At 71.1% G+C, this 21,717-nt stretch carries 18 protein-coding genes; 17 read left to right on the top strand and 1 reads right to left on the bottom strand.

Annotated features, from left to right (window positions below; genetic code table 11):
• The first annotated feature begins 31 nt into the window (after positions 1-31).
• The 13 genes from OG472_RS14505 to OG472_RS14445 all read left to right on the top strand — a co-directional run bounded on the left by OG472_RS14505 (position 32) and on the right by OG472_RS14445 (position 14,481).
• Positions 32-1,759 (top strand): UDP-N-acetylmuramoyl-L-alanyl-D-glutamate--2,6-diaminopimelate ligase, encoded by a 1,728-nt coding sequence (locus OG472_RS14505; RefSeq protein ID WP_401601248.1) that lies wholly within the window; start codon positions 32-34, stop codon positions 1,757-1,759.
• Positions 1,756-3,186 carry a UDP-N-acetylmuramoyl-tripeptide--D-alanyl-D-alanine ligase gene (gene murF, locus OG472_RS14500; RefSeq protein WP_401601245.1) on the top strand — a complete coding sequence of 477 codons (1,431 nt, stop codon included), beginning with the start codon at positions 1,756-1,758 and terminating at the stop codon, positions 3,184-3,186. The genes OG472_RS14505 and murF overlap by 4 nt, the downstream gene beginning before the upstream one ends.
• Complete coding sequence (gene mraY / locus OG472_RS14495; RefSeq protein ID WP_030707344.1) at positions 3,183-4,253, top strand: phospho-N-acetylmuramoyl-pentapeptide-transferase; 1,071 nt, start codon at positions 3,183-3,185, stop codon at positions 4,251-4,253. Before murF ends, mraY begins: the two co-directional genes overlap by 4 nt.
• Positions 4,235-5,674 carry a UDP-N-acetylmuramoyl-L-alanine--D-glutamate ligase gene (gene murD / locus OG472_RS14490; protein WP_383575262.1) on the top strand — a complete coding sequence of 480 codons (1,440 nt, stop codon included), beginning with the start codon at positions 4,235-4,237 and terminating at the stop codon, positions 5,672-5,674. The genes mraY and murD overlap by 19 nt, the downstream gene beginning before the upstream one ends.
• Positions 5,675-5,743: 69 nt before the next feature.
• Positions 5,744-7,105, top strand: a complete 1,362-nt coding sequence (ftsW, locus tag OG472_RS14485; RefSeq protein ID WP_401601240.1) for a putative lipid II flippase FtsW — start codon at positions 5,744-5,746, stop codon at positions 7,103-7,105.
• A gap of 6 nt (positions 7,106-7,111) precedes the next feature.
• The gene (murG, locus tag OG472_RS14480; RefSeq protein ID WP_401601238.1) at positions 7,112-8,206 is read left to right on the top strand and encodes an undecaprenyldiphospho-muramoylpentapeptide beta-N-acetylglucosaminyltransferase; all 1,095 of its coding nucleotides are present in this window, start codon (positions 7,112-7,114) and stop codon (positions 8,204-8,206) included.
• A 29-nt stretch (positions 8,207-8,235) separates the two neighbouring features.
• Positions 8,236-9,090 (top strand): cell division protein FtsQ/DivIB, encoded by an 855-nt coding sequence (locus OG472_RS14475; RefSeq protein ID WP_401601236.1) that lies wholly within the window; start codon positions 8,236-8,238, stop codon positions 9,088-9,090.
• Between the two features lie 279 nt (positions 9,091-9,369).
• Complete coding sequence (gene ftsZ / locus OG472_RS14470; RefSeq protein ID WP_327413503.1) at positions 9,370-10,575, top strand: cell division protein FtsZ; 1,206 nt, start codon at positions 9,370-9,372, stop codon at positions 10,573-10,575.
• Entirely contained in the window at positions 10,572-11,360 is a 789-nt protein-coding gene (gene pgeF / locus OG472_RS14465) for a peptidoglycan editing factor PgeF (protein WP_383575270.1), read from the top strand. The genes ftsZ and pgeF overlap by 4 nt, the downstream gene beginning before the upstream one ends.
• Positions 11,347-12,066, top strand: coding sequence for a YggS family pyridoxal phosphate-dependent enzyme (locus tag OG472_RS14460; protein ID WP_405829755.1), 720 nt, complete (start codon positions 11,347-11,349; stop codon positions 12,064-12,066). Before pgeF ends, OG472_RS14460 begins: the two co-directional genes overlap by 14 nt.
• Before the next feature lie 149 nt (positions 12,067-12,215).
• The gene (locus OG472_RS14455) at positions 12,216-12,833 is read left to right on the top strand and encodes a cell division protein SepF (protein ID WP_030707332.1); all 618 of its coding nucleotides are present in this window, start codon (positions 12,216-12,218) and stop codon (positions 12,831-12,833) included.
• Positions 12,834-12,893: 60 nt separating this feature from the next.
• Entirely contained in the window at positions 12,894-13,190 is a 297-nt protein-coding gene (locus tag OG472_RS14450) for a YggT family protein (protein ID WP_007263603.1), read from the top strand.
• 82 nt (positions 13,191-13,272) lie between these two features.
• Positions 13,273-14,481, top strand: coding sequence for a DivIVA domain-containing protein (locus tag OG472_RS14445; RefSeq protein WP_405941517.1), 1,209 nt, complete (start codon positions 13,273-13,275; stop codon positions 14,479-14,481).
• Positions 14,482-14,826: 345 nt separating this feature from the next.
• Here the strand turns inward: OG472_RS14445 and ileS are convergent, their stop codons facing one another.
• On the bottom strand, positions 14,827-17,973 hold the full coding sequence (gene ileS / locus OG472_RS14440) for an isoleucine--tRNA ligase (RefSeq protein WP_405829753.1): 3,147 nt from the start codon (positions 17,971-17,973) through the stop codon (positions 14,827-14,829).
• Between the two features lie 602 nt (positions 17,974-18,575).
• Between ileS and OG472_RS14435 the strand changes: the two genes are divergently transcribed.
• The 4 genes from OG472_RS14435 to OG472_RS14420 all read left to right on the top strand — a co-directional run bounded on the left by OG472_RS14435 (position 18,576) and on the right by OG472_RS14420 (position 21,572).
• The gene (locus tag OG472_RS14435) at positions 18,576-19,403 is read left to right on the top strand and encodes a TraR/DksA family transcriptional regulator (protein ID WP_405829751.1); all 828 of its coding nucleotides are present in this window, start codon (positions 18,576-18,578) and stop codon (positions 19,401-19,403) included.
• Between the two features lie 111 nt (positions 19,404-19,514).
• Positions 19,515-20,075, top strand: coding sequence for a signal peptidase II (gene lspA / locus OG472_RS14430; RefSeq protein WP_401601225.1), 561 nt, complete (start codon positions 19,515-19,517; stop codon positions 20,073-20,075).
• A gap of 88 nt (positions 20,076-20,163) precedes the next feature.
• Entirely contained in the window at positions 20,164-21,105 is a 942-nt protein-coding gene (locus OG472_RS14425; RefSeq protein WP_383575431.1) for an RluA family pseudouridine synthase, read from the top strand.
• Entirely contained in the window at positions 21,102-21,572 is a 471-nt protein-coding gene (locus OG472_RS14420; protein ID WP_401601223.1) for a GNAT family N-acetyltransferase, read from the top strand. The genes OG472_RS14425 and OG472_RS14420 overlap by 4 nt, the downstream gene beginning before the upstream one ends.
• Positions 21,573-21,717 lie beyond the last annotated feature (145 nt).

The raw sequence follows: 21,717 nt of genomic DNA, 5'->3' as shown, positions 1-21,717 counted from the left end.
CGGCCCGCCAGAAAAGCGTGAGGCACCATCAGTGACAACGATCACCCCGAAACCCGGGAACCAGCCGGTTGCCGACGCCGAGGCCGGGCCCTCACTTCGCGACCGGCCCGCCGCGCCCGGTACGCTCACCGCCGTGCCCCACGCTGATCAGCCCAGAACCACCCAGAAAGACGCCCCGGCAGCGCCGCCGGGAGCGCCCAGGCCCCTGTCCGCCCGCCCGACCCCTCTGGGCGAGCTGGCCACCCTGCTGGGCATCCCGGCGCCCTCCGCGGCGCAGATCACCGGGATCACGCACGACTCCCGTGCGGTCCGTCCCGGAGACCTGTACGCGGCCCTGCCGGGAGCCAGGACGCACGGCGCCGACTTCGCCGCCCAGGCCGCCGGCCTCGGTGCCGCCGCCGTGCTGACCGACCCCGCAGGGGCGGAGCGCGCCGCGGCGACCGGCCTGCCGGTCCTGGCGGTCGACGACCCGCGCGGCCGGATGGGCGAGCTCGCCGCCGCGATCTACGGCCGCCCCGGCGACGACCTGCTCCAGATCGGCATCACCGGAACCTCCGGCAAGACCACCACGGCGTACCTCGTCGAGGGCGGTCTGCGCGCGGCGGGCCGCAGCACCGGACTGGTCGGCACCGTCGAGATGCGCATCGGCGACGAGCGCATCAAGTCCGAGCGGACCACCCCCGAGGCCACCGACCTCCAGGCCCTCTTCGCGGTCATGCGCGAGCGCGGCGTCGAGGCCGTGGCGATGGAGGTCTCCAGCCACGCCCTGGTGCTCGGCCGGGTCGACGGCTGCGTCTTCGACGTGGCCGTCTTCAACAACCTGAGCCCGGAGCACATGGAGTTCCACTCCGACATGGAGGACTACTTCCAGGCCAAGGCGGGGCTCTTCACCACCCGTCGGGCCCGCCTGGGCGTGGTCAACTTCGACGACGAGTACGGCCGCCGCCTGGCCAAGGAGGCGACGATCCCGGTCGTCACCTTCTCCGCCGCCGGCGACCCGGCCGCCGACTGGCGCGCCGAGGACGTGGTGTTCGGGCCGGCGAGCTCCACCCTGACCCTGCTGGGCCCCGAAGGACAGCGCGTGCGCGCCGCCGCGCCGCTGCCCGGCCCGTTCAACGTGGCCAACACCGTCGCCGCGATCGTCACCCTCGCCGCCGCCGGCCTCGACCCGCAGACCGCCGCCGACGGCGTCGCCGCGGTCCCCGGGGTCCCCGGTCGGCTGGAGCGGGTGGACGCGGGACAGCCGTACCTCGCCGTCGTCGACTACGCGCACAAGACGGACGCCGTGGAATCGGTCCTGCGCGCGCTGCGCGAGGTCACCGAGGGCAGGCTGCACATCGTCCTCGGCTGCGGCGGCGACCGCGACACCACCAAGCGCGCCCCGATGGGCGCCGCGGCCGCCCGGTACGCCGACGTGGCCGTCCTGACCTCTGACAACCCGCGCTCCGAGGACCCGCTCGCGATCCTCGCCGCGATGTTCGAAGGCGCCGTGTCCGTACCGCCCGCCGAGCGGGGCACCGTCCTGGTCGACGCCGACCGGGCCGCGGCCATCGCCGCCGCCGTCGCGCGCGCCCGGCCCGGCGACACCGTGCTGGTGGCGGGCAAGGGCCACGAGCAGGGCCAGGACACCGCCGGTGTCGTACGGCCCTTCGACGACCGCACCGTGCTCCGCGCCGCGATCGAGCACCAGGCCGTGCTCGACCAGGCCGCCGTGCCCGGTCAAACGACTACGGTCCGACAGGCCGAGGTGAACCAGTGATCGCCCTTTCCCTCGCCGAGATCGCCGACATCACCGGCGGGCGGCCCCACGACATACCGGATCCGTCCGTACAGGTCACCGGTCCCGTGGTCTACGACTCCCGCGAGGTCCGGCCGGGCAGCCTGTTCGCCGCCTTCGTCGGCGAGCGGGTCGACGGCCACGACTACGCCGAACGCGCGCTGGCCGCCGGCGCCGTGGGCGTCCTCGCGACCCGGCCCGTGGGCGTACCGGCGATCGTCGTCCCCGACGTGGTGGCCGCCCTCGGGGCGCTCGCCCGGGCCGTCGTCGCCCGCCTGGGCACCGACGTCGTCGCCCTCACCGGCTCCGCCGGCAAGACTTCCACCAAGGACCTCATCGCGCAGGTCCTGCAGCACCACGCGCCGACCGTGTGGACCCCCGGGAACCTCAACAACGAGATCGGCCTGCCGATCACGACGCTGCGCGTCACCGAGGAGACGCAGCACCTGGTCCTGGAGATGGGCGCCCGCGGCATCGGCCACATCCGCTACCTCACCGGGCTGACCCCGCCGCGGATCGGCCTGGTCCTCAACGTCGGCACCGCGCACATCGGCGAGTTCGGCGGCCGGGAGCAGATCGCACAGGCCAAGGGGGAGCTGGTCGAGGCGCTGCCCGCCGAGGCGGAGGGCGGTGTCGCCGTCCTCAACGCCGACGACCTGCTGGTTCGCGCCATGGCCGGGCGCACGAAGGCCCGTACGGTGCTGTTCGGCGAGGCCGAGGACGCCGAAATCCGGGCCACCGAAGTCCGCATGACGGACAGGGGGCAGGCTTCCTTCACATTGCGAACACCGACCGGGTGCAGTGACGTGACCTTGCGGCTGTACGGTGAGCACCACGTGTCGAACGCGCTCGCCGCGGCCGCCGTTGCCCATGTACTGGGCATGTCCGTCGAGGAGATCGCCACGGCGCTCTCCGGGGCGGGCACGCTGTCCCGGTGGCGGATGGAGGTCACCGAGCGCGCGGACGGTGTGACGATCGTCAACGACGCCTACAACGCGAATCCCGAGTCCATGCGGGCCGCACTGCGCGCGCTCGCCGCGATGGGCGGTGCCGGCAGGGCGAACGGGGGACGCACGTGGGCGGTGCTCGGCCCGATGGCCGAGCTCGGGGACGACGCGCTCGCCGAGCACGACGCGGTCGGGCGACTTGTCGTCCGGCTCAACGTGAGCAAGCTCGTCGCAGTCGGGGGCAGGGAAGCCTCCTGGCTGCAACTGGGCGCATATAACGAGGGTTCGTGGGGTGAGGAGTCGGTGCTCGTGTCCGACGCGCAGGCGGCGGTCGACCTGTTGCGCAGTGAACTGCGCCCGGGTGACGTCGTGCTGGTGAAGGCTTCCAGGTCGGCCGGTCTGGAGCGGGTGGCCCAGGCCCTGCTCGAGGGCACTGTCGAGGGCGAGGTCGCCGGCCGATGAGGCAGATCCTGTTCGCCGGTGTCATCGGCATGTTCCTCACCGTTGTCGGCACCCCGCTGCTGATCAAGCTGCTGGCCCGCAAGGGCTACGGCCAGTTCATCCGCGACGACGGCCCGCGCGGCCACGCGGGGAAGAAGGGGACGCCCACCATGGGCGGTATCTCCTTCATCCTGGCGACGCTCGTCGCGTACGCCCTGACGAAGGTCATCACCGGTGAGGCGGTGAGCTTCTCGGGCCTGCTCGTGCTCTTCCTGATGGCGGGCATGGGCCTGGTCGGCTACCTGGACGACTACATCAAGATCGTCAAGCGGCGTTCGCTCGGTCTGCGGGCCAAGGCCAAGATGTCCGGCCAGCTGATCGTCGGCATCGCCTTCGCGGTGCTCGCGCTCCAGTTCAAGGACTCGCGCGGGCTGACCCCGGCCTCCACCAAGCTGTCGTTCGTGACGGACTTCGGCTGGTCGATCGGCCCGGTGCTGTTCGTCGTCTGGGCGCTCTTCATGATCCTGGCGATGTCCAACGGCGTGAACCTGACCGACGGTCTGGACGGCCTCGCCACCGGCGCCGCCGTGATGGTCTTCGGCGCCTACACCTTCATCGGGGTCTGGCAGTTCCAGGAGTCCTGCGTGAACGCGCAGACCCTGCCCAGCCCGAACGCCTGCTTCGAGGTGCGCGACCCGCTCGACCTCGCCGTGGTCGCCTCCGCCCTGATGGGCGCCTGCTTCGGCTTCCTGTGGTGGAACACCTCGCCCGCCAAGATCTTCATGGGTGACACCGGCTCGCTGGCCCTCGGCGGCGCGCTCGCCGGTCTCGCGATCTGCTCCCGCACGGAGTTCCTGATCGCCCTGCTCGGCGGCCTCTTCGTCCTCATCACCATGTCGGTCGTCATCCAGGTCGGCTCCTTCAAGATGACCGGGAAGCGCGTCTTCCGGATGGCCCCGCTGCAGCACCACTTCGAACTCAAGGGGTGGTCCGAAGTCCTTGTGGTGGTCCGCTTCTGGATCATCCAGGGCATGTGCGTGATCGTGGGTCTCGGTCTCTTCTACGCGGGATGGGCAGCCGACAAGTGACCTCCTGGCAGGGCAAGAACATCACCGTGGCCGGTCTCGGCGTGAGCGGCATCAGTGCCGCCCGCGCCCTGGCCGGCCTCGGCGCCGTGGTGACCGTCGTCGACGGCGGCGACGGCGAGGGCCACCGCGCCCGCGCCGCCGAACTGGCCGAGCTGGGGATCTCCGTACGCCTCGCCGACGCCGAGACCCTCCCCGAGGGCACCGAGCTGGTCGTCACCTCTCCCGGCTGGAAGCCCGACAGCCCGCTGTTCGCGGCCGCCGCCGCCGCAGGTGTGGACGTGGTCGGAGACGTGGAGATCGCCTGGCTGCTGCGCGGTGAGAACGCCGCGCCCTGGCTCGCCATCACCGGTACGAACGGCAAGACCACCACCACCCAGATGCTCGCGTCGATCCTGAAGGCCGCCGGCCTGCGGACCGCCGCCGTCGGCAACATCGGCACGCCCATCATCGACGTGGTGCTCGGCGAGCAGGAGTACGACGTGCTCGCCGTCGAACTCTCCAGCTACCAGCTGCACTGGGCGCCCTCGCTGCGCGTCCACTCGGGCGCCGTCCTCAACCTGGCCCCGGACCACCTCGACTGGCACGGCTCGATGGAGGCGTACGCCGCCGACAAGGGCCGGATCTACGAGGGCAACACGGTGGCCTGCGTCTACAACGTCGCCGACAAGGCCACCGAGGACCTCGTGGTCGAGGCCGACGTCGAAGAGGGCTGCCGGGCGATCGGCTTCACCCTCGGCGCCCCCGGCCCCTCCATGCTCGGCGTCGTCGACGGCATCCTCGTCGACCGCGCCTTCGTCGAGAACCGGCAGAAGAACGCCCAGGAGCTCGCCGAGGTCACGGACGTCAATCCGCCGGCCCCGCACAACATCGCCAACGCGCTCGCCGCCGCGGCCCTGGCCCGCGCCTTCGGCGTGGAGCCGCGCGCGGTCCGCGACGGACTGCGCAACTTCCGCCCCGACGCCCACCGGGTCGCGCGCGTGGACGAGGTCGCCGGGGTCACGTACGTCGACGACTCCAAGGCCACCAACACGCACGCGGCCGAGGCCTCGCTGGCCGCCTTCGAGCCGGTCGTGTGGATCGCCGGAGGTCTCGCCAAGGGCGCGACCTTCGACGAGCTCGTGCAGAAGTCGGCCAAGCGGCTGCGCGGTGTGGTGCTGATCGGCGCCGACCGGGCGCTCATCGCCGAGGCGCTGGCGCGACACGCCCCCGAGGTCCCGGTCGTCGACCTCGACCGGACCGACACTGGGGCGATGCTCGCAGCGGTCCGGGAGGCGGCCGCGCTCGCCGAGCCCGGCGACACGGTCCTGCTGGCGCCTGCCTGTGCCTCGATGGACATGTTCGCGAACTACAACAAGCGTGGGGACGCGTTCGCCGACGCAGTGCGCGAACTGGCCGCCGAGAGCGCTGCGGACACGGTCTAGGCCGGGGCTCCGGGGCTGGTTCCCTCCGGCCGGCTGCTCGCCTCGTACGAGTGGAGGGGAAGATCACAGATGCCGGCCAAGCAGATGCTGCCGGGGCGGCGGCCGTCCGCCGTGAAGGCGCAGGGCCGCAAACGGCCCCTGGTGCGTGTGAAGCGGCCCGCAGGGCGCGGGCCGCTGGCCGGCCTGCGGCGTACGCAGGGGCAGTTGCGCAGGGCCTGGGACCGCCCGCTCACCGCCTATTACCTGATTTTCGGCAGTTCGCTGCTCATCACCGTGCTCGGTCTGGTGATGGTGTACTCGGCCTCCATGATCAAGGCCCTCCAGCTCGGCCTCGGCGACGCGTACTTCTTCAAGAAGCAGTTCCTGGCGGCCCTCATCGGCACCGGACTGATGCTCGTCGCCTCCCGGATGCCGGTCAAGCTGCACCGGGCTCTGTCCTATCCGGTGCTCGCCGGCACGCTCTTCCTGATGGTCCTGGTCCAGGTCCCCGGGATAGGGGTCTCGATCAACGGCAACCAGAATTGGATCTCCCTTGGCGGTCCGTTCATGTTGCAGCCCAGCGAGTTCGGCAAGCTGGCACTGATCCTGTGGGGCGCCGACCTGCTGGCGCGCAAGGGCGACAAGGGGCTGCTGAGCCAGTGGAAGCACCTGCTGGTGCCGCTGGTCCCGGTGGCCTTCCTGCTGCTCGGCCTGATCATGCTGGGCGGGGACATGGGCACCGCGATGATCCTCGGTGCCATCCTGTTCGGCCTGCTCTGGCTGGCGGGCGCCCCGACGCGGCTGTTCGTCGGAGTGCTGGCCTTCGCGGGTGCGATCGTCGCACTGCTGATCAAGACCAGTCCGCACCGGATGGACCGGCTGGAATGCCTCGGTGCGACAGACCCGGGCAAGAACGACCTTTGCTGGCAGGCCGTCCATGGGATCTACGCCCTCGCTTCGGGCGGATGGTTCGGTTCCGGGCTGGGTGCAAGTGTGGAAAAATGGGGGCAACTACCCGAAGCCCACACCGACTTCATCTTCGCCATCACCGGGGAGGAACTGGGTCTCGCGGGGACGCTGTCGGTGCTCGCCCTGTTCGCGGCTCTAGGCTATGCGGGTATCCGCGTGGCCGGACGCACGGAGGATTCCTTCGTACGGTTTGCCGCGGGAGGCGTGACCACCTGGATCACGGCCCAGGCCGTGATCAACATCGGTGCGGTGCTCGGCCTGCTGCCGATCGCCGGAGTCCCGCTCCCGCTGTTCTCCTACGGAGGGTCAGCCCTGCTGCCGACCATGTTCGCGGTCGGACTGCTCATCGCCTTCGCGCGTGAGGAGCCGGCGGCGCGCGCGGCCCTCGCGATGCGACAGCCGAAGACCGGCTGGTGGCGGACCGGGGTGAGATGGAAGTCGATGAGACGGCGCGTCAAGAAGCGTCCGTCCGGAGAGCGGTGAATTTCGGTGCATGTCGTACTCGCCGGTGGGGGGACCGCCGGCCACATCGAGCCGGCGCTCGCCCTCGCGGACGCCCTGCGCAGGCAGGACCCTTCAGTGGGCATCACCGCCCTCGGCACCGAGCGCGGACTGGAAACGCGCCTGGTGCCGGAGCGCGGCTACGAACTCGGGCTGATCCCCGCCGTGCCGCTGCCCCGCAAGCCGACCCCGGAGCTGATCACCGTTCCCGGACGGCTGCGCGGCACCATCAAGGCCGCGGAGGAGATCCTCATCCGCACCAAGGCGGACTGCGTCGTCGGCTTCGGCGGCTACGTGGCCCTGCCCGGCTACCTCGCGGCCAAGCGGCTCGGGGTGCCGATCATCGTCCACGAGGCCAACGCCCGGCCCGGACTGGCCAATAAGATCGGCTCCCGGTACGCGCACGCCGTCGCGGTCTCCACCCCCGACAGCAAGCTGCGCGGCGCCCGCTACGTGGGCATCCCGCTGCGCCGCTCCATCTCCACCCTCGACCGGGCCGCCATGCGCCCGGAGGCGCGCGCCGCCTTCGGCCTGGACCCCAACCTGCCGACGCTGCTGGTCTCCGGCGGCTCACAGGGCGCACGCCGCCTCAACGAGACGATCCAGGCGGTCGCCCCGACCCTGCAGCGCTCCGGCGTCCAGATCCTGCACGCCGTCGGCCCGAAGAACGAACTGCCGCGTGTCGACAACATGCCCGGGATGCCGCCGTATGTGCCGGTACCGTACGTGGACCGGATGGATCTCGCGTACGCCGCCGCCGACATGATGCTGTGCCGCGCGGGTGCGATGACCGTCGCCGAACTCTCCGCCGTCGGGCTCCCCGCCGCCTACGTCCCGCTGCCGATCGGCAACGGCGAACAGCGGCTCAACGCCCAGCCGGTGGTCAAGGCCGGCGGCGGCCTCCTCGTGGACGACGCGGAGCTGACGCCCGAGTGGGTGCTCAGCCAGGTCCTCCCGGTGCTGTCCGACCCGCACCGCCTGTACGAGATGTCCCGCGCCGCCGGTGAGTTCGGCCGCCGGGACGCCGACGAGCTGCTGGTCGGCATGGTGTACGAGGCGATCGCAGCCCACAGGAACCGCTGACGCGGAGCCCAGACGCAGGAGGCACAGGAGTGGCCGGAGCGACGACCGCAGAGCGCGGGACCCCGGGTTCCGGCGGGTCCGGCCGGCCCGCCCGCAAGGGCGCCGGCTCTCCCAAACCGCCCAAGGCCCCCAAGTCCGGCAAGTCCGTGAAGGGATCCGGCCCGCAGGGCCCCGGCGCACGCCTGCGCCGGGGCCCCGTGCTGGCCTCCCTGGCCGCCGCGGTGCTCCTCGTCGCGGGCGGGACCTGGGTGCTCTACGGGTCCTCCTGGCTCCGCGTCGAGAAGGTCACGGCGGCCGGCACGGAGGTGCTCACCCCCGAGCAGGTCCTCTCGGCCGCGGCCGTGCCCGTCGGCGCGCCCCTGGTGAGCGTGGACACCGACGAGATCGAGAGCCGCGTCCGCGGCCGGCTGCCCCGCATCGATTCGGTCGATGTGGTGCGGTCCTGGCCGCATGGAATCGGGCTGAAAGTGACGGAACGCAAACCCGTCCTGCTCATCAAAAAGGACGCCGACTTCGTCGAAGTGGACGCTTCGGGTGTGCGATTCGACACGGTTCCGAAAGCGCCCGAGGGCGTTCCGGTCCTGGAATTGAACGCCGCACGATCGCCGAGCGCCCGCCGCTTCGACGAGGAACGGCTCCTGCACGAGGCCGTTCTCGTCGCCGGAGCCCTCCCGGAACCGGTCGCCAGGGAAACCGTGCAGGTCAAGGTGGGTTCCTACGATTCGGTGGTCCTGGAGCTGTCCAGGGGCCGCTCCGTGACGTGGGGGAGCGGTGAACAGAGCGAGGCGAAGGGGCGTGCGCTGACCGCTTTGCTGAAAGCCGCGCCCAAGGCCGCTCACTTCGACGTGAGCGTCCCCACCGCCCCTGCGGTGTCCGGGAGTTGACTCCCGGTCGAACAACGACGCACCCTGGTTGGCCAGCGATACGGGTGATCACATAGGGTGAAAAGAAAAACGGGAGGTTCGGCGTGTTCGTTGAACACGCGCTACTTGTCGACTTAGTGTCCTGTTCGGAAGAGTCCAAGGAACAGACACACCCCTAACCCTAAACTTCAGGGTGAGGGTTCGGGTCGGCGCGTTCGGACCGTCCCTATTTCGGCATCAGTCGTCGCAACGCAGGCCCGCGAGGCGGCGACACGTAACTCGAGGCGAGAGGCCTTCGACGTGGCAGCACCGCAGAACTACCTCGCAGTCATCAAGGTCATCGGTGTCGGCGGCGGTGGTGTCAATGCCATCAACCGAATGATCGAGGTCGGTCTCAAGGGCGTCGAGTTCATCGCCATCAACACGGACGCCCAGGCGCTGTTGATGAGCGACGCCGACGTCAAGCTCGACGTCGGCCGTGAACTCACCCGGGGCCTCGGCGCCGGCGCCAACCCGGCCGTCGGCCGCAAGGCGGCAGAGGACCACCGCGAGGAGATCGAGGAGGTCCTCAAGGGGGCCGACATGGTCTTCGTCACCGCCGGTGAAGGCGGCGGCACCGGCACCGGCGGCGCACCCGTCGTCGCCAACATCGCGCGCTCGCTGGGCGCCCTGACGATCGGTGTGGTCACCCGGCCGTTCACCTTCGAGGGGCGGCGCCGCGCGAACCAGGCGGAGGACGGCATCGCCGAGCTCCGCGAAGAGGTCGACACCCTCATCGTCATCCCCAACGACCGACTGCTGTCCATCTCGGACCGCCAGGTCAGCGTGCTCGACGCCTTCAAGTCGGCCGACCAGGTCCTGCTCTCGGGCGTCCAGGGCATCACCGACCTCATCACCACCCCGGGTCTGATCAACCTCGACTTCGCCGACGTCAAGTCCGTGATGTCCGAGGCCGGCTCGGCCCTGATGGGCATCGGCTCGGCCCGCGGCGACGACCGCGCGGTGGCCGCGGCCGAGATGGCGATCTCCTCGCCGCTGCTGGAGGCGTCCATCGACGGCGCCCGGGGCGTGCTGCTCTCCATCTCCGGTGGCTCGGACCTCGGTCTCTTCGAGATCAACGAGGCCGCGCAGCTGGTGAGCGAGGCCGCGCACCCCGAGGCGAACATCATCTTCGGTGCGGTCATCGACGACGCGCTCGGCGACGAGGTGCGGGTCACCGTCATCGCGGCCGGGTTCGACGGCGGACAGCCCCCGGCACGCCGGGACAACGTCATCGGCGCGGCGTCCACCAAGCGCGAGGAGCCGGCCCCGGCTCCGGTCCGCGCCGCCGAGCCGGCCCGCCCGGCCTTCGGCGGACTCGGCACGGTCACCCCGCGCGAGGACCCCCCGGCCCCGGTCGAGCCGGCCCCGGTCGAGACCCAGGCCCCCGCGCCGCAGGTTCCGACGGCCCGCCCGTACCAGGACAGCCCGGCCGAGGAACTGGACGTTCCGGACTTCTTGAAGTGACACCGGAGCAGCACCACGTGGGCGGCGCCCACTTCGCCTTCACCGACCGGTGGGGCGGAGTGAGCGCCGTTCCGTACGAAGAGCTCAACCTCGGCGGCGCGGTCGGAGACGACCCGGCCGCCGTTCTCGCGAACCGGGCACTGGCCGCGAGGTCCCTGGGGCTCGCCCCGGACCGGGTGGTCTGGATGAACCAGGTGCACGGCCGCGACGTCGCCGTGGTGGACGGGCCGTGGGGCCCGGACGCGGAGGTCCCCGCGGTGGACGCGGTGGTGACCGCCCGTCGGGGGCTCGCCCTCGCGGTGCTCACCGCCGACTGCACGCCCGTCCTGCTGGCCGACCCCGTCGCCGGGGTCGTGGGGGCCGCCCACGCGGGCCGGCCCGGACTGGTCGCCGGGGTGGTGCCCGCGGCCGTCGAGGCGATGGTCTCCCTCGGGGCCGAGCCCGGGCGGATCGTCGCCCGTACCGGACCCGCGGTCTGCGGACACTGCTACGAGGTGCCGGCCGAGATGCGGGAGGCGGTGGCCGAAGTGGTGCCCGCCGCCCGGGCCGAGACCAGCTGGGGGACACCGGCCGTGGACGTGGTCGCCGGAGTGCACGCGCAGCTCGCGGAGGCGGGGGTGGTGAACAGCCGCCGCTCACCGGTCTGCACACTGGAGTCGCGGGACCACTTCTCGTACCGCCGCGACCGGGTGACCGGGCGGCTTGCCGGATATGTCTGGTTGACAGAGTCTTCCCGGGGGACGCCCCCCGGACCCCCGGGGGAAAAGAAGAATGACGGATCGTAAGTCGGAGCTCGCCGAGAACCTGGCGCGGGTGGAGGAACGTATCTCGTCCGCCTGCGCGGCGGCGGGCCGGGCGCGGGACGAGGTGACGCTCATCGTGGTCACCAAGACCTATCCCGCGAGCGACGTACGACTGCTGGCGGACCTGGGTGTCCGTCATGTTGCGGAAAATCGCGACCAGGATGCCGCCCCCAAGGCCGCGGCCTGCGCGGATCTGCCGCTCAGCTGGCACTTCGTCGGTCAGTTGCAGACGAACAAAGTCCGTTCTGTGGCGGGATACGCGCATGTGGTGCAGTCCGTCGACCGCCCCAGGCTCGTGACCGCCCTCTCGGCCGCCGCCTCGAGCGCCGGCCGGGAACTCGGCTGCCTCGTGCAGATCGCCCTCGACGCCGAATCGGGGGAGCGCGGGGCCCGCGGAGGCGCGGCGCCGGAGCAGCTCGCGGAGTTGGCGGACCTCATTGCCGCCGCACCGGGACTGCGGATCGACGGGCTGATGACCGTCGCTCCGCTGTCCGGCCCCTACGCGGGACGCGAACAGGCCGCTTTCGAGCGGTTGATGGAATTGTCATCCCGCATGCGCGCGGACCATCCTGCTGCCACGATGGTGTCGGCCGGGATGAGCGCAGACCTGGAACAGGCCGTGGCGGCCGGTGCGACACATGTACGCGTCGGCACCGCGGTACTCGGCGCGAGACCCCGGCTCGGGTAACGTCGCGAAGAAAGTCGGACCACAGCAGAAAATATGGTCATTCCCGCCGATGAGCGGGCAGACCACGTGGATCGCGGGCAGTTGGTGACATTCGTGACACGGCGGCACCTGCGACAGGGCGATCCACCACAGAGCGGAGGACTCGGAGAATGGCCGGCGCGATGCGCAAGATGGCGGTCTACCTCGGCCTCGTGGAGGACGACCGGTACGACAACCCGGGGTACGACCCCGACGACGAGTTCGAGCCCGAGCCGGAGATGGAACGGGCTCGGGAGCGGGATCGCCGACAGCAGCCCGTGCACCAATCGCCCATTTCGGACGAACCGGTACGAGCCGTACAGCCTCCGGCGCAGCGGGAACCCATCCCAATTCCGGTGGAAAACGGACGTCCTGCGCGAATTGCCCCCGTGGCATCCATCACACCTGATCGCACCAACCTGGAGAAGAACGCCCCCGTGATCATGCCCAAGGTCGTCTCCGAGCGGGAGCCGTACCGCATCACGACGCTGCACCCCCGGACCTACAACGAGGCCCGTACCATCGGGGAACACTTCCGTGAGGGCACTCCGGTGATCATGAATCTCACGGAGATGGACGACACGGACGCGAAGCGTCTCGTGGACTTCGCCGCCGGACTCGTCTTCGGTCTGCACGGCAGCATTGAACGCGTGACACAGAAGGTGTTCCTGCTGTCGCCTGCTAACGTCGATGTCACGGCGGAGGACAAGGCTCGCATCGCGGAGGGCGGGTTCTTCAACCAAAGCTAGACCGATCCGTCAGATACGGGACCGGGAACAGAGCGGGAAACGGGGAGAGGGAAGCGCGGGATGGGCGTCGCACTACAGGTGGTCTACATCGCGCTGATGTGCTTCCTCATCGTGCTGATCTTCCGACTGGTCATGGACTACGTGTTCCAGTTCGCACGTTCATGGGCGCCCGGCAAGGCGATGGTGGTCGTTCTGGAGGCCACCTACACTGTCACCGATCCACCGCTCAAGCTTCTTCGGCGGTTCATTCCGCCGTTGCGTCTCGGGGGCGTGGCACTCGACCTGTCCTTCTTCGTTCTGATGATCATCGTTTACATCCTCATCAGTTTCGTGAGCACCGCTGCGAGAAGCGTGTGAACGATGAGCTTCTCCGCGCGCGCGGGGACAGTCCCGATACGGTCTTGCCGACTGCCGACGACTACGTAGAGGTGAAGAAGACATGCCGCTGACTCCCGAGGACGTGCGGAACAAGCAGTTCACGACCGTCCGCCTCCGAGAAGGCTATGACGAGGACGAGGTCGATGCCTTCCTCGACGAGGTCGAGTCCGAACTGACGCGCCTGCTGCGCGAGAACGAGGACCTGCGCGCCAAGCTGGCAGCCGCCACGCGTGCCGCCGCGCAGAACCAGCAGCAGCAGGGCATGCGCAAGCCCGAACCCCAGGACCAGCGCGGCCCCGGCGCCCCCGTGCCCGCGGCCATATCCGGCCCGCCGCAGCAGCAGATGGGCCCGCCGCAGCTCCCGGGCGGCCAGCCGCAGCTTCCGCCGGGCCCCGGCGGCCAGGGCCAGCAGGGCCCCGGCCCGATGGGCGGCTCCATGGGCGGCCCCATGCAGCAGCACCCCATGGGTGGACCGCAGGGCATGGGCCAGCAGGGCATGGGCCAGCAGCAGCAGTCGATGGGCGGCCAGAACCAGCTCGGCCAGCAGATGCAGCCCATGGGGCAGCAGATGCAGCCGATGGGGCAGCAGATGCAGCCCATGGGCCAGCCCATGCAGCAGATGCAGCAGCAGCCGCAGCTCCCGCAGCAGGGCCCCGGTGGCGACAGCGCCGCCCGCGTCCTGTCGCTGGCGCAGCAGACCGCCGACCAGGCGATCGCGGAGGCCCGCTCCGAGGCCAACAAGATCGTCGGCGAGGCCCGGTCGCGCGCCGAGGGCCTGGAGCGGGACGCCCGCGCCAAGGCCGACGCGCTGGAGCGGGACGCGCAGGAGAAGCACCGCGTCGCGATGGGCTCCCTGGAGTCCGCCCGCGCCACGCTGGAGCGCAAGGTCGAGGACCTGCGGGGCTTCGAGCGTGAGTACCGTACGCGACTGAAGTCCTACCTGGAGTCGCAGCTGCGCCAGCTGGAGACCCAGGCCGACGACTCGCTGGCCCCGCCGCGCAACCCGGCCGGTCCCGCGCTGCCGCCGTCGCCGTCCCCCTCGATGGCTCCGGCCGGTGCGATGGGGCACTCCATGGGTGGTCCCTCGATGGGCGGCCCGTCCCCCATGGGCGGTCCCTCCCCGATGGGCGCAGGCCCGTCGTACGGCGGCCAGCAGCAGATGTCCCCGGCGATGACCCAGCCGATGGCTCCGGTGCGGCCGGCTGCGCCGCAGCCGATGCAGGCGCCGTCGCCGATGCGGGGCTTCCTGATCGACGAGGACGACAACTAAGCGCCGCCGCCGTTTCTGCGGTCGGCAGCCGCTCTACGGGCCGGGCCCGGTTCCCCTTCGGGGGCACCGGGCCCGGCCCGTTTGCGTACCGGGTGCGGCGCCGCTGCGGGGGCTCCGCCCCCGAGCCCCCGCGCCTCAAACGCCGGCGGGGCTGAAAGGACCGGGGCTTCCGCCCCGCACCCCGCTCCTCAAACGCCGGAGGGGCTGATTTTCCAGCCCCTCCGGCGTTTGAGGAGCCGGGGTCTGGGGCCGGAGCTCCAGGAAACGGTGAAAGGGCGGGGTGGGGGAAAGTAAAGCGGCCCGCACCTCCCGGCCGGGGGAGGTACGGGCCGCTCGGGCGGAGGGCTACGCCTTGCGGAGGCGGAAGGCCAGGGACAGGGACTCGTCCGTGAACGGGTCGCCGTAGGCGCCGTCGGCCTCGCCGGACGCGAAGTCCGTGGCCAGCACCTCGTCCGCGATCAGGGCCGAGTGGTCCGTCAGGGCCGTCACGACCTCCGGGTCCGAGGAGGACCACCGCAGGGCGATGCGGTCCGCCACGTCCAGGCCCGAGTTCTTCCGGGCCTCCTGGATCAGCCGGATCGCGTCACGCGCCAGACCCGCCAGCCGCAGCTCCGGGGTGATCTCCAGGTCCAGGGCCACCGTCGCGCCCGAGTCGGACGCCACCGACCAGCCCTCGCGGGGGGTCTCCGTGATGATGACCTCCTCCGGGGAGAGGGCCACCTCCTCGCCGTCCACCGAGACGACCGCGGAGCCCGAGCGCAGGGCCAGGGACAGCGCCGCAGCGTCGGCCGCGGCCACCGCCTTGGCGACGTCCTGCACGCCCTTGCCGAAGCGCTTGCCCAGGGCCCGGAAGTTCGCCTTCGCCGTGGTGTCCACCAGCGAGCCGCCGACCTCCGAGAGGGAGGCCAGGGAGGAGACGTTCAGCTCCTCCGTGATCTGGGACTGGAGCTCCGGCGACAGCGCGTCGAAGCCGACCGCGCCGACCAGCGCCCGCGACAGCGGCTGGCGGGTCTTCACGCCCGACTCGGCACGCGTGGCGCGGCCCAGCTCGACGAGGCGGCGGACCAGCAGCATCTGCTGGGACAGCGTCCGGTCCACCTGGGTGGCGTCCGCCTCCGGCCACGCCGACAGGTGCACCGACTCCGGGGCGTCCGGGGTGACGGGGACGATCATGTCCTGCCAGACCCGCTCGGCGATGAAGGGGGTGAGCGGGGCCATCAGGCGGGTCACGGTCTCGACGACGTCGTGGAGGGTGCGCAGCGCGGCCTTGTCGCCCTGCCAGAAGCGGCGGCGCGAGCGGCGGACGTACCAGTTGGACAGGTCGTCCACGAAGGCGGACAGCAGCTTTCCGGCGCGCTGGGTGTCGTACGCCTCCATCGCGTCCGTGACGTCGGCGACGAGGGTGTGGAGCTCGGAGAGGAGCCAGCGGTCGAGGACCGTGCGGTCCGCCGGCGCCGGGTCGGCGGCGGAGGGCGCCCAGTTCGACGTACGGGCGTACAGGGCCTGGAAGGCGACCGTGTTCCAGTACGTGAGGAGGGTCTTGCGGACCACCTCCTGGATCGTGCCGTGGCCGACGCGCCGCGCCGCCCACGGGGAGCCGCCGGCCGCCATGAACCAGCGGACCGCGTCCGCGCCGTGCTGGTCCATGAGCTGGATCGGCTCGAGGGTGTTGCCCAGGTGCTTGGACATCTTGCGGCCGTCCTCGGCGAGGATGTGGCCCAGGCAGACCACGTTCTCGTAGGAGGACTTGTCGAAGACGAGGGTGCCGACCGCCATCAGGGTGTAGAACCACCCGCGCGTCTGGTCGATGGCCTCCGAGATGAACTGCGCCGGGTAGCGCTTCTCGAAGATCTCCTTGTTCTTGTGCGGGTAGCCCCACTGCGCGAACGGCATCGAGCCGGAGTCGTACCAGGCGTCGATGACCTCCGGCACGCGGACCGCCTCGAGGGAGCAGCCCTCGGCGGTGCAGGTGAAGGTCACGTCGTCGATGTACGGGCGGTGCGGGTCCAGGGCGGACTGGTCCCGGCCCGACAGCTCGGTCAGCTCCGCGCGCGAGCCGACGCAGGTGAGGTGGTTCTCCTCACAGCGCCAGATCGGCAGGGGGGTGCCCCAGTAGCGGTTGCGGGAGAGCGCCCAGTCGATGTTGTTGTTCAGCCAGTCGCCGAAGCGGCCCTGCTTGACCGAGTCCGGGAACCAGTTCGTCTTCTCGTTCTCCCGCAGCATCGCGTCCTTGACGGCGGTGGTGCGGATGTACCAGGACGGCTGCGCGTAGTAGAGCAGGGCCGTGTGGCAGCGCCAGCAGTGCGGGTAGCTGTGCTCGTAGGCGATGTGCTTGAAGAGCAGGCCGCGCGCGTCGAGGTCGGCGGTCAGCTTCTCGTCGGCCTTCTTGAAGAAGACGCCGCCGACGAGCGGGACCTCCTCCTCGAAGGTGCCGTCGGGGCGGACCGGGTTCACGACGGGCAGGCCGTACGCGCGGCAGACCGCGAGGTCGTCGGCGCCGAAGGCGGGGGACTGGTGGACCAGACCGGTGCCGTCCTCGGTCGTGACGTACTCGGCGTTCACGACGTAGTGGGCCTCGGCCGGGAACTCGACGAGGGAGAACGGGCGCTCGTACGTCCAGCGCTCCATCTCCTTGCCCGTGAAGGACTCGCCGGTGGCCTCCCAGCCCTCGCCGAGGGCCTTCTCAAGCAGCGGCTGGGCGACGACCAGCTTCTCTTCGCCGTTGGTGGCCACCACGTACGTGACGTCCGGGTGCGCGGCGACCGCGGTGTTGGACACCAGGGTCCAGGGGGTCGTCGTCCAGACGAGGAGGGCCGCCTCGCCCGCGAGGGGGCCGGAGGTCAGCGGGAAGCGGACGAAGACCGACGGGTCGACGACCGTCTCGTAGCCCTGGGCCAGCTCGTGGTCGGAGAGGCCGGTGCCGCAGCGCGGGCACCAGGGGGCGACGCGGTGGTCCTGGGTGAGCAGGCCCTTGTTGAAGATCTCCTTCAGCGACCACCACACGGACTCGACGTACTCGGGGTCCATGGTCCGGTAGGCGTCGTCCAGGTCGACCCAGTAGCCCATGCGGGTCGTGAGCTCGGTGAACGCGTCGGTGTGGCGGGTCACGGACTCGCGGCACTTGGCGTTGAACTCGGCGATGCCGTACGCCTCGATGTCCTGCTTGCCGTTGAAGCCGAGCTCCTTCTCGACGGCGAGCTCGACGGGCAGGCCGTGGCAGTCCCAGCCGGCCTTGCGGGCCACGTGGTAGCCGCGCATGGTGCGGAAGCGGGGGAAGACGTCCTTGAAGACGCGGGCCTCGATGTGGTGCGCGCCGGGCATGCCGTTCGCGGTGGGCGGGCCCTCGTAGAAGACCCACTCGGGGCGTCCCTCGGACTGCTCCAGGGTCTTGGCGAAGGTCTTGCTCTCGCGCCAGAAGTCGAGGACCGCGTGCTCGAGGGCAGGCAGGTCGACCTGGGCGGGTACCGGGCGGTACTGCGGCGGTGTGGTCATGAGGCTGAACTCTTCCTCCGGCGGGGTGTCACTTCCGTCCGGAGGGACGAGAGCCGACTGCTGCTCCCGCGGTACCACCCTCCTTGGCCGCCGGACGGATCCGGTGGCCCCCTCATTGGGGTGCGAAGCCGGTTCTACTCGCCGTACGGGGATCCCGTGCGGGCTTTCTTCCGGCGGCTCAGGGGTGATCCTTCACATCGCGCTCGCCCCCGGGCTCTCACCGTCCCCGGGTCGCTCCTGGCTGCGTACGGCGCTACTCGTCCCCGTCCATGCCTTTCGCTGGGGCCAGTGTACGGGCCGGGCGGGCGCTCGGCAGACCGGTTTACGGGGGCCCGTGCGGGGGGCGGCGCCACGGCGTGGCGGGGGCGCGGCCGGCGCGCGGGGGGAGGCACGGGGCGGGCCCGCGTGTGACCCGAATGGGCCTGGGCGCCGGCAGGGACGCGGGTGGGGCGGGTGGGGCGGATTACCGGGGCTCCGGATGGGCACAACGGATGCAGGTTGACCTCGATGGATGCGTGCCCCGTTGCCGCGGGGCTGGAGGCGATTTATCGTTCCGGCACGAATCGCGAGCATTGATCACAGTATGTGAAGGGGCCGCGGCCATGGTGGCGAAGAAGACCGCCGGGAGTACTGCCAAGAAGGCTGTCGGGAAGGCCGCCGGGAAGGCGGAGGCCCCCAAGGACGCGGTTCCCGCCAAGAAGGCGACCGCTGCCGGGAAGAGCGCTGCCGCCACCAAGGCGCCGGCCACGAAGGCGCCGGCGAAGAAGGCTCCGGCCGGGACGGCGACGGCCGACAAGGCGACCGCCGTCAAGAGGACGACCGCCGTCAAGGCGACCGCCGTCAAGAAGACGACCGCCGTCGAGAAGCGGACGGCCACGGCCAAGCAGGCCGGGGCCGAGGGGGCGGCGCATGCCGCGAAGAAGACGGGAGTCCGCAAAGTGGTTGCCAAGAAGAGCACCGGTACGGCGAGGAAGACGGCCGCGGCGGCCACCAGCGGGCTGCCCAAGGCACGGGCCACCGCGGCCCTCACCCCGGGCGAGCTCGCCGTACGGCCCGGCGAGGACCCCTGGACGCAAGGAGAGGTCGACGAGGCCCGCAGCGAGCTGATGAGCGAAGTGCTGCGGCTGCGCGCCGAGCTCGACGCCTCCGAGGTGGCGATCAGCGGCCTGATGCGGGACTCGGGCGACGGCGCGGGCGACGACCAGGCCGACACCGGCACCAAGAACATCACCCGGGAGTCCGAGCTGGCGCTCGCGGCGAACGCCAGCTCGATGCTGGAGCAGACCGAGCGGGCCCTGGAACGGCTGGAGGCGGGCACGTACGGCCTCTGCGAGAACTGCGGGCAGCCCATCGGCAAGGCCAGGATGCAGGCCTTCCCACGGGCCACCCTGTGCGTGGACTGCAAGCAGAAGCAGGAGCGGCGGCACTAGGCGGCGGAATCAGGTGGAGGTGGGGCAGGCGGTGAGCAGGGGCCCTGACGTACCCTCGTGTTTCGTCAGGGTCCAGGAGGAGCCTGGTTCGAGCTAGTTCGAGGGACTCACGTGGCAGAGGCGGAGCGCATCATCGGTACGCCGGAGGTCGGGGACGACGCCCAGCCGGAGTCCGCCGTGCCCAAGGGGCGCCGGCGGATCGTGGCGCTGCTCGTCGTGGCGGTGCTCGCCTACCTGCTGGACCTCGGCACCAAGATGCTCGTGGTGGCGAAGCTGGAGCACCAGCCGTCGATCGAGGTCATCGGTGACCTGCTGAAGTTCGAGGCGGTCCGCAACCCGGGCGCCGCCTTCGGCTTCGGCGAGGCCTTCACCATCATCTTCACCTGCATCGCGGCCTCCGTGATCGTGGTGATCGTGCGGCTCGCGCGCAAGCTCTACAGCCTGCCGTGGGCGATCGCGCTGGGCCTGCTGCTGGGCGGTGCGCTGGGCAATCTGACCGACCGGATCTTCCGTTCGCCGGGCGTGTTCCGGGGCGCGGTCGTCGACTTCATCGCGCCGGCCCATTTCGCGGTCTTCAACCTGGCCGACTCGGCGATCGTGTGCGGCGGCATCCTGATCGTCCTGCTGTCGTTCAAGGGCCTCGACCCGGACGGCACCATCCACAAGGACTGATCGCGCAACCGATCGCGCAACCGATCGCCCGACTGACCGGGGGCCGCTCGCGGAACTGCCCGGCTGTCGAGTCCTGCATACTCGACGGGTGAGTACGATTCCCGAGATCCGCACCCTGCCCGTTCCCGATGGCCTCGAAGGCGAGCGTGTCGACGCCGCCATCGCCCGTATGTTCGGTTTCTCCCGGACGAAGGCGGCCGACCTCGCGGCCGCGGGGAAGGTGTCGGTCGACGGCAGTGTCGTCGGGAAGTCCGAGCGTGTGCACGGTGGCGCCTGGCTCGAAGTCGAGATGCCCGCGCCGCCGCGGCCGGTCGAGGTCGTCGCCGAGCCGGTCCCCGGCATGGAGATCGTCCACGACGACGACGACATCGTGGTCATCATGAAGCCGGTGGGCGTCGCCGCCCACCCGAGCCCCGGCTGGACCGGCACCACCGTCATCGGCGGCCTCGCCGCGGCCGGCTACCGCATCTCCACCTCCGGCGCCTCCGAGCGCCAGGGCATCGTGCACCGCCTCGACGTCGGCACGTCCGGCCTGATGGCCGTCGCCAAGTCGGAGCGCGCGTACACCTCGCTGAAGAACCAGTTCCGCGAGCGGATCGTGGACAAGCGCTACCACGCGCTGGTGCAGGGCCACCCGGACCCGATGAGCGGCACGATCGACGCACCGATCGGCCGCCACCCCAGCGCGGACTACAAGTGGGCCGTGACGCAGGACGGCAAGGACTCCGTCACCCACTACGACCTGATCGAGGCCTTCCGCGCCGCCTCGCTGCTGGACATCAAGCTGGAGACCGGGCGTACGCACCAGATCCGCGTGCACATGTCGGCGCACCGGCACCCGTGTGTCGGCGACCTGACCTACGGCGCGGACCCGACGGTCGCCAAGCGGCTGGGCCTGACCCGGCAGTGGCTGCACGCGGTGCGGCTCGGCTTCGAGCACCCCTCCGACGGGCAGTGGGTGGAGTTCGAGAGCAGCTACCCGGCGGACCTGCAGCACGCGCTGGACGTGATCCGGGCGGAGAGCGAGTGACCGCCGTCGGCTTCGAGGTGCGGGTCGCGGACTCCGAGGCCGACGTGGCGGCGTGCTTCGCCGTGCGGACCGAGGTGTTCGTGGTCGAGCAGTCCGTACCGGAGTCGATCGAGTACGACGCGTACGACGCGGGCGCGGTGCACGTACTGGCCGTGGGGCCGGACGGGGCGCCGCTGGGCACCGGCCGGCTGCTCCACGGCGCCGCCGCGCTGGCCAAGACGGGCGACCCGGCGGTCGGCTCCCTGGGCCGGCTGGCCGTCGCCAAGGCCGCGCGCGGACTCGGCGTGGGCGTGGCCCTGGTCCGGGCGATCGAGGCCGAAGCGGTCCGGCTCGGGCTGACGGGCGTCGACCTGGGCGCGCAGACGCATGCGCTCGGCTTCTACGAGCGCCTCGGGTACGTGGCCTACGGCCCGGAATTCCAGGACGCCGGCATCCCCCACCGCGCGATGCGCCGCCCCTTGCCGTAGCCCTGCGGGGCTCTGCCCCCGGCCCCCCGCGCCTCAAACGCCGGCGGGGCTCAAAGATCGCCTCAATCGCCGGCGGGGCTGGACTATCCAGCCCCGCCGGCGATTGAGGCGCGGGCGCGGAGCGCCGTAGGGGTGTGGGGCGGAG

Source organism: Streptomyces sp. NBC_00207, from assembly GCF_045160965.1.
Lineage (GTDB): Bacteria > Actinomycetota > Actinomycetes > Streptomycetales > Streptomycetaceae > Streptomyces.
This window is presented reverse-complemented; position numbering and strand designations above follow the sequence as displayed.

What these genes read in the sequence shown, in the direction of transcription:
- mraY (WP_030707344.1), top strand. Translation starts at nt 3,183, where the DNA reads ATGAGGCAGATCCTGTTCGCCGGTGTCATCGGCATGTTCCTCACCGTT.
- murD (WP_383575262.1), top strand. Translation starts at nt 4,235, where the DNA reads ATGGGCAGCCGACAAGTGACCTCCTGGCAGGGCAAGAACATCACCGTG.
- ftsW (WP_401601240.1), top strand. Translation starts at nt 5,744, where the DNA reads ATGCCGGCCAAGCAGATGCTGCCGGGGCGGCGGCCGTCCGCCGTGAAG.
- OG472_RS14460 (WP_405829755.1), top strand. Translation starts at nt 11,347, where the DNA reads ATGACGGATCGTAAGTCGGAGCTCGCCGAGAACCTGGCGCGGGTGGAG.
- OG472_RS14455 (WP_030707332.1), top strand. Translation starts at nt 12,216, where the DNA reads ATGGCCGGCGCGATGCGCAAGATGGCGGTCTACCTCGGCCTCGTGGAG.
- OG472_RS14450 (WP_007263603.1), top strand. Translation starts at nt 12,894, where the DNA reads ATGGGCGTCGCACTACAGGTGGTCTACATCGCGCTGATGTGCTTCCTC.
- OG472_RS14445 (WP_405941517.1), top strand. Translation starts at nt 13,273, where the DNA reads ATGCCGCTGACTCCCGAGGACGTGCGGAACAAGCAGTTCACGACCGTC.
- ileS (WP_405829753.1), bottom strand. Translation starts at nt 17,973, where the DNA reads ATGACCACACCGCCGCAGTACCGCCCGGTACCCGCCCAGGTCGACCTG.
- OG472_RS14435 (WP_405829751.1), top strand. Translation starts at nt 18,576, where the DNA reads ATGGTGGCGAAGAAGACCGCCGGGAGTACTGCCAAGAAGGCTGTCGGG.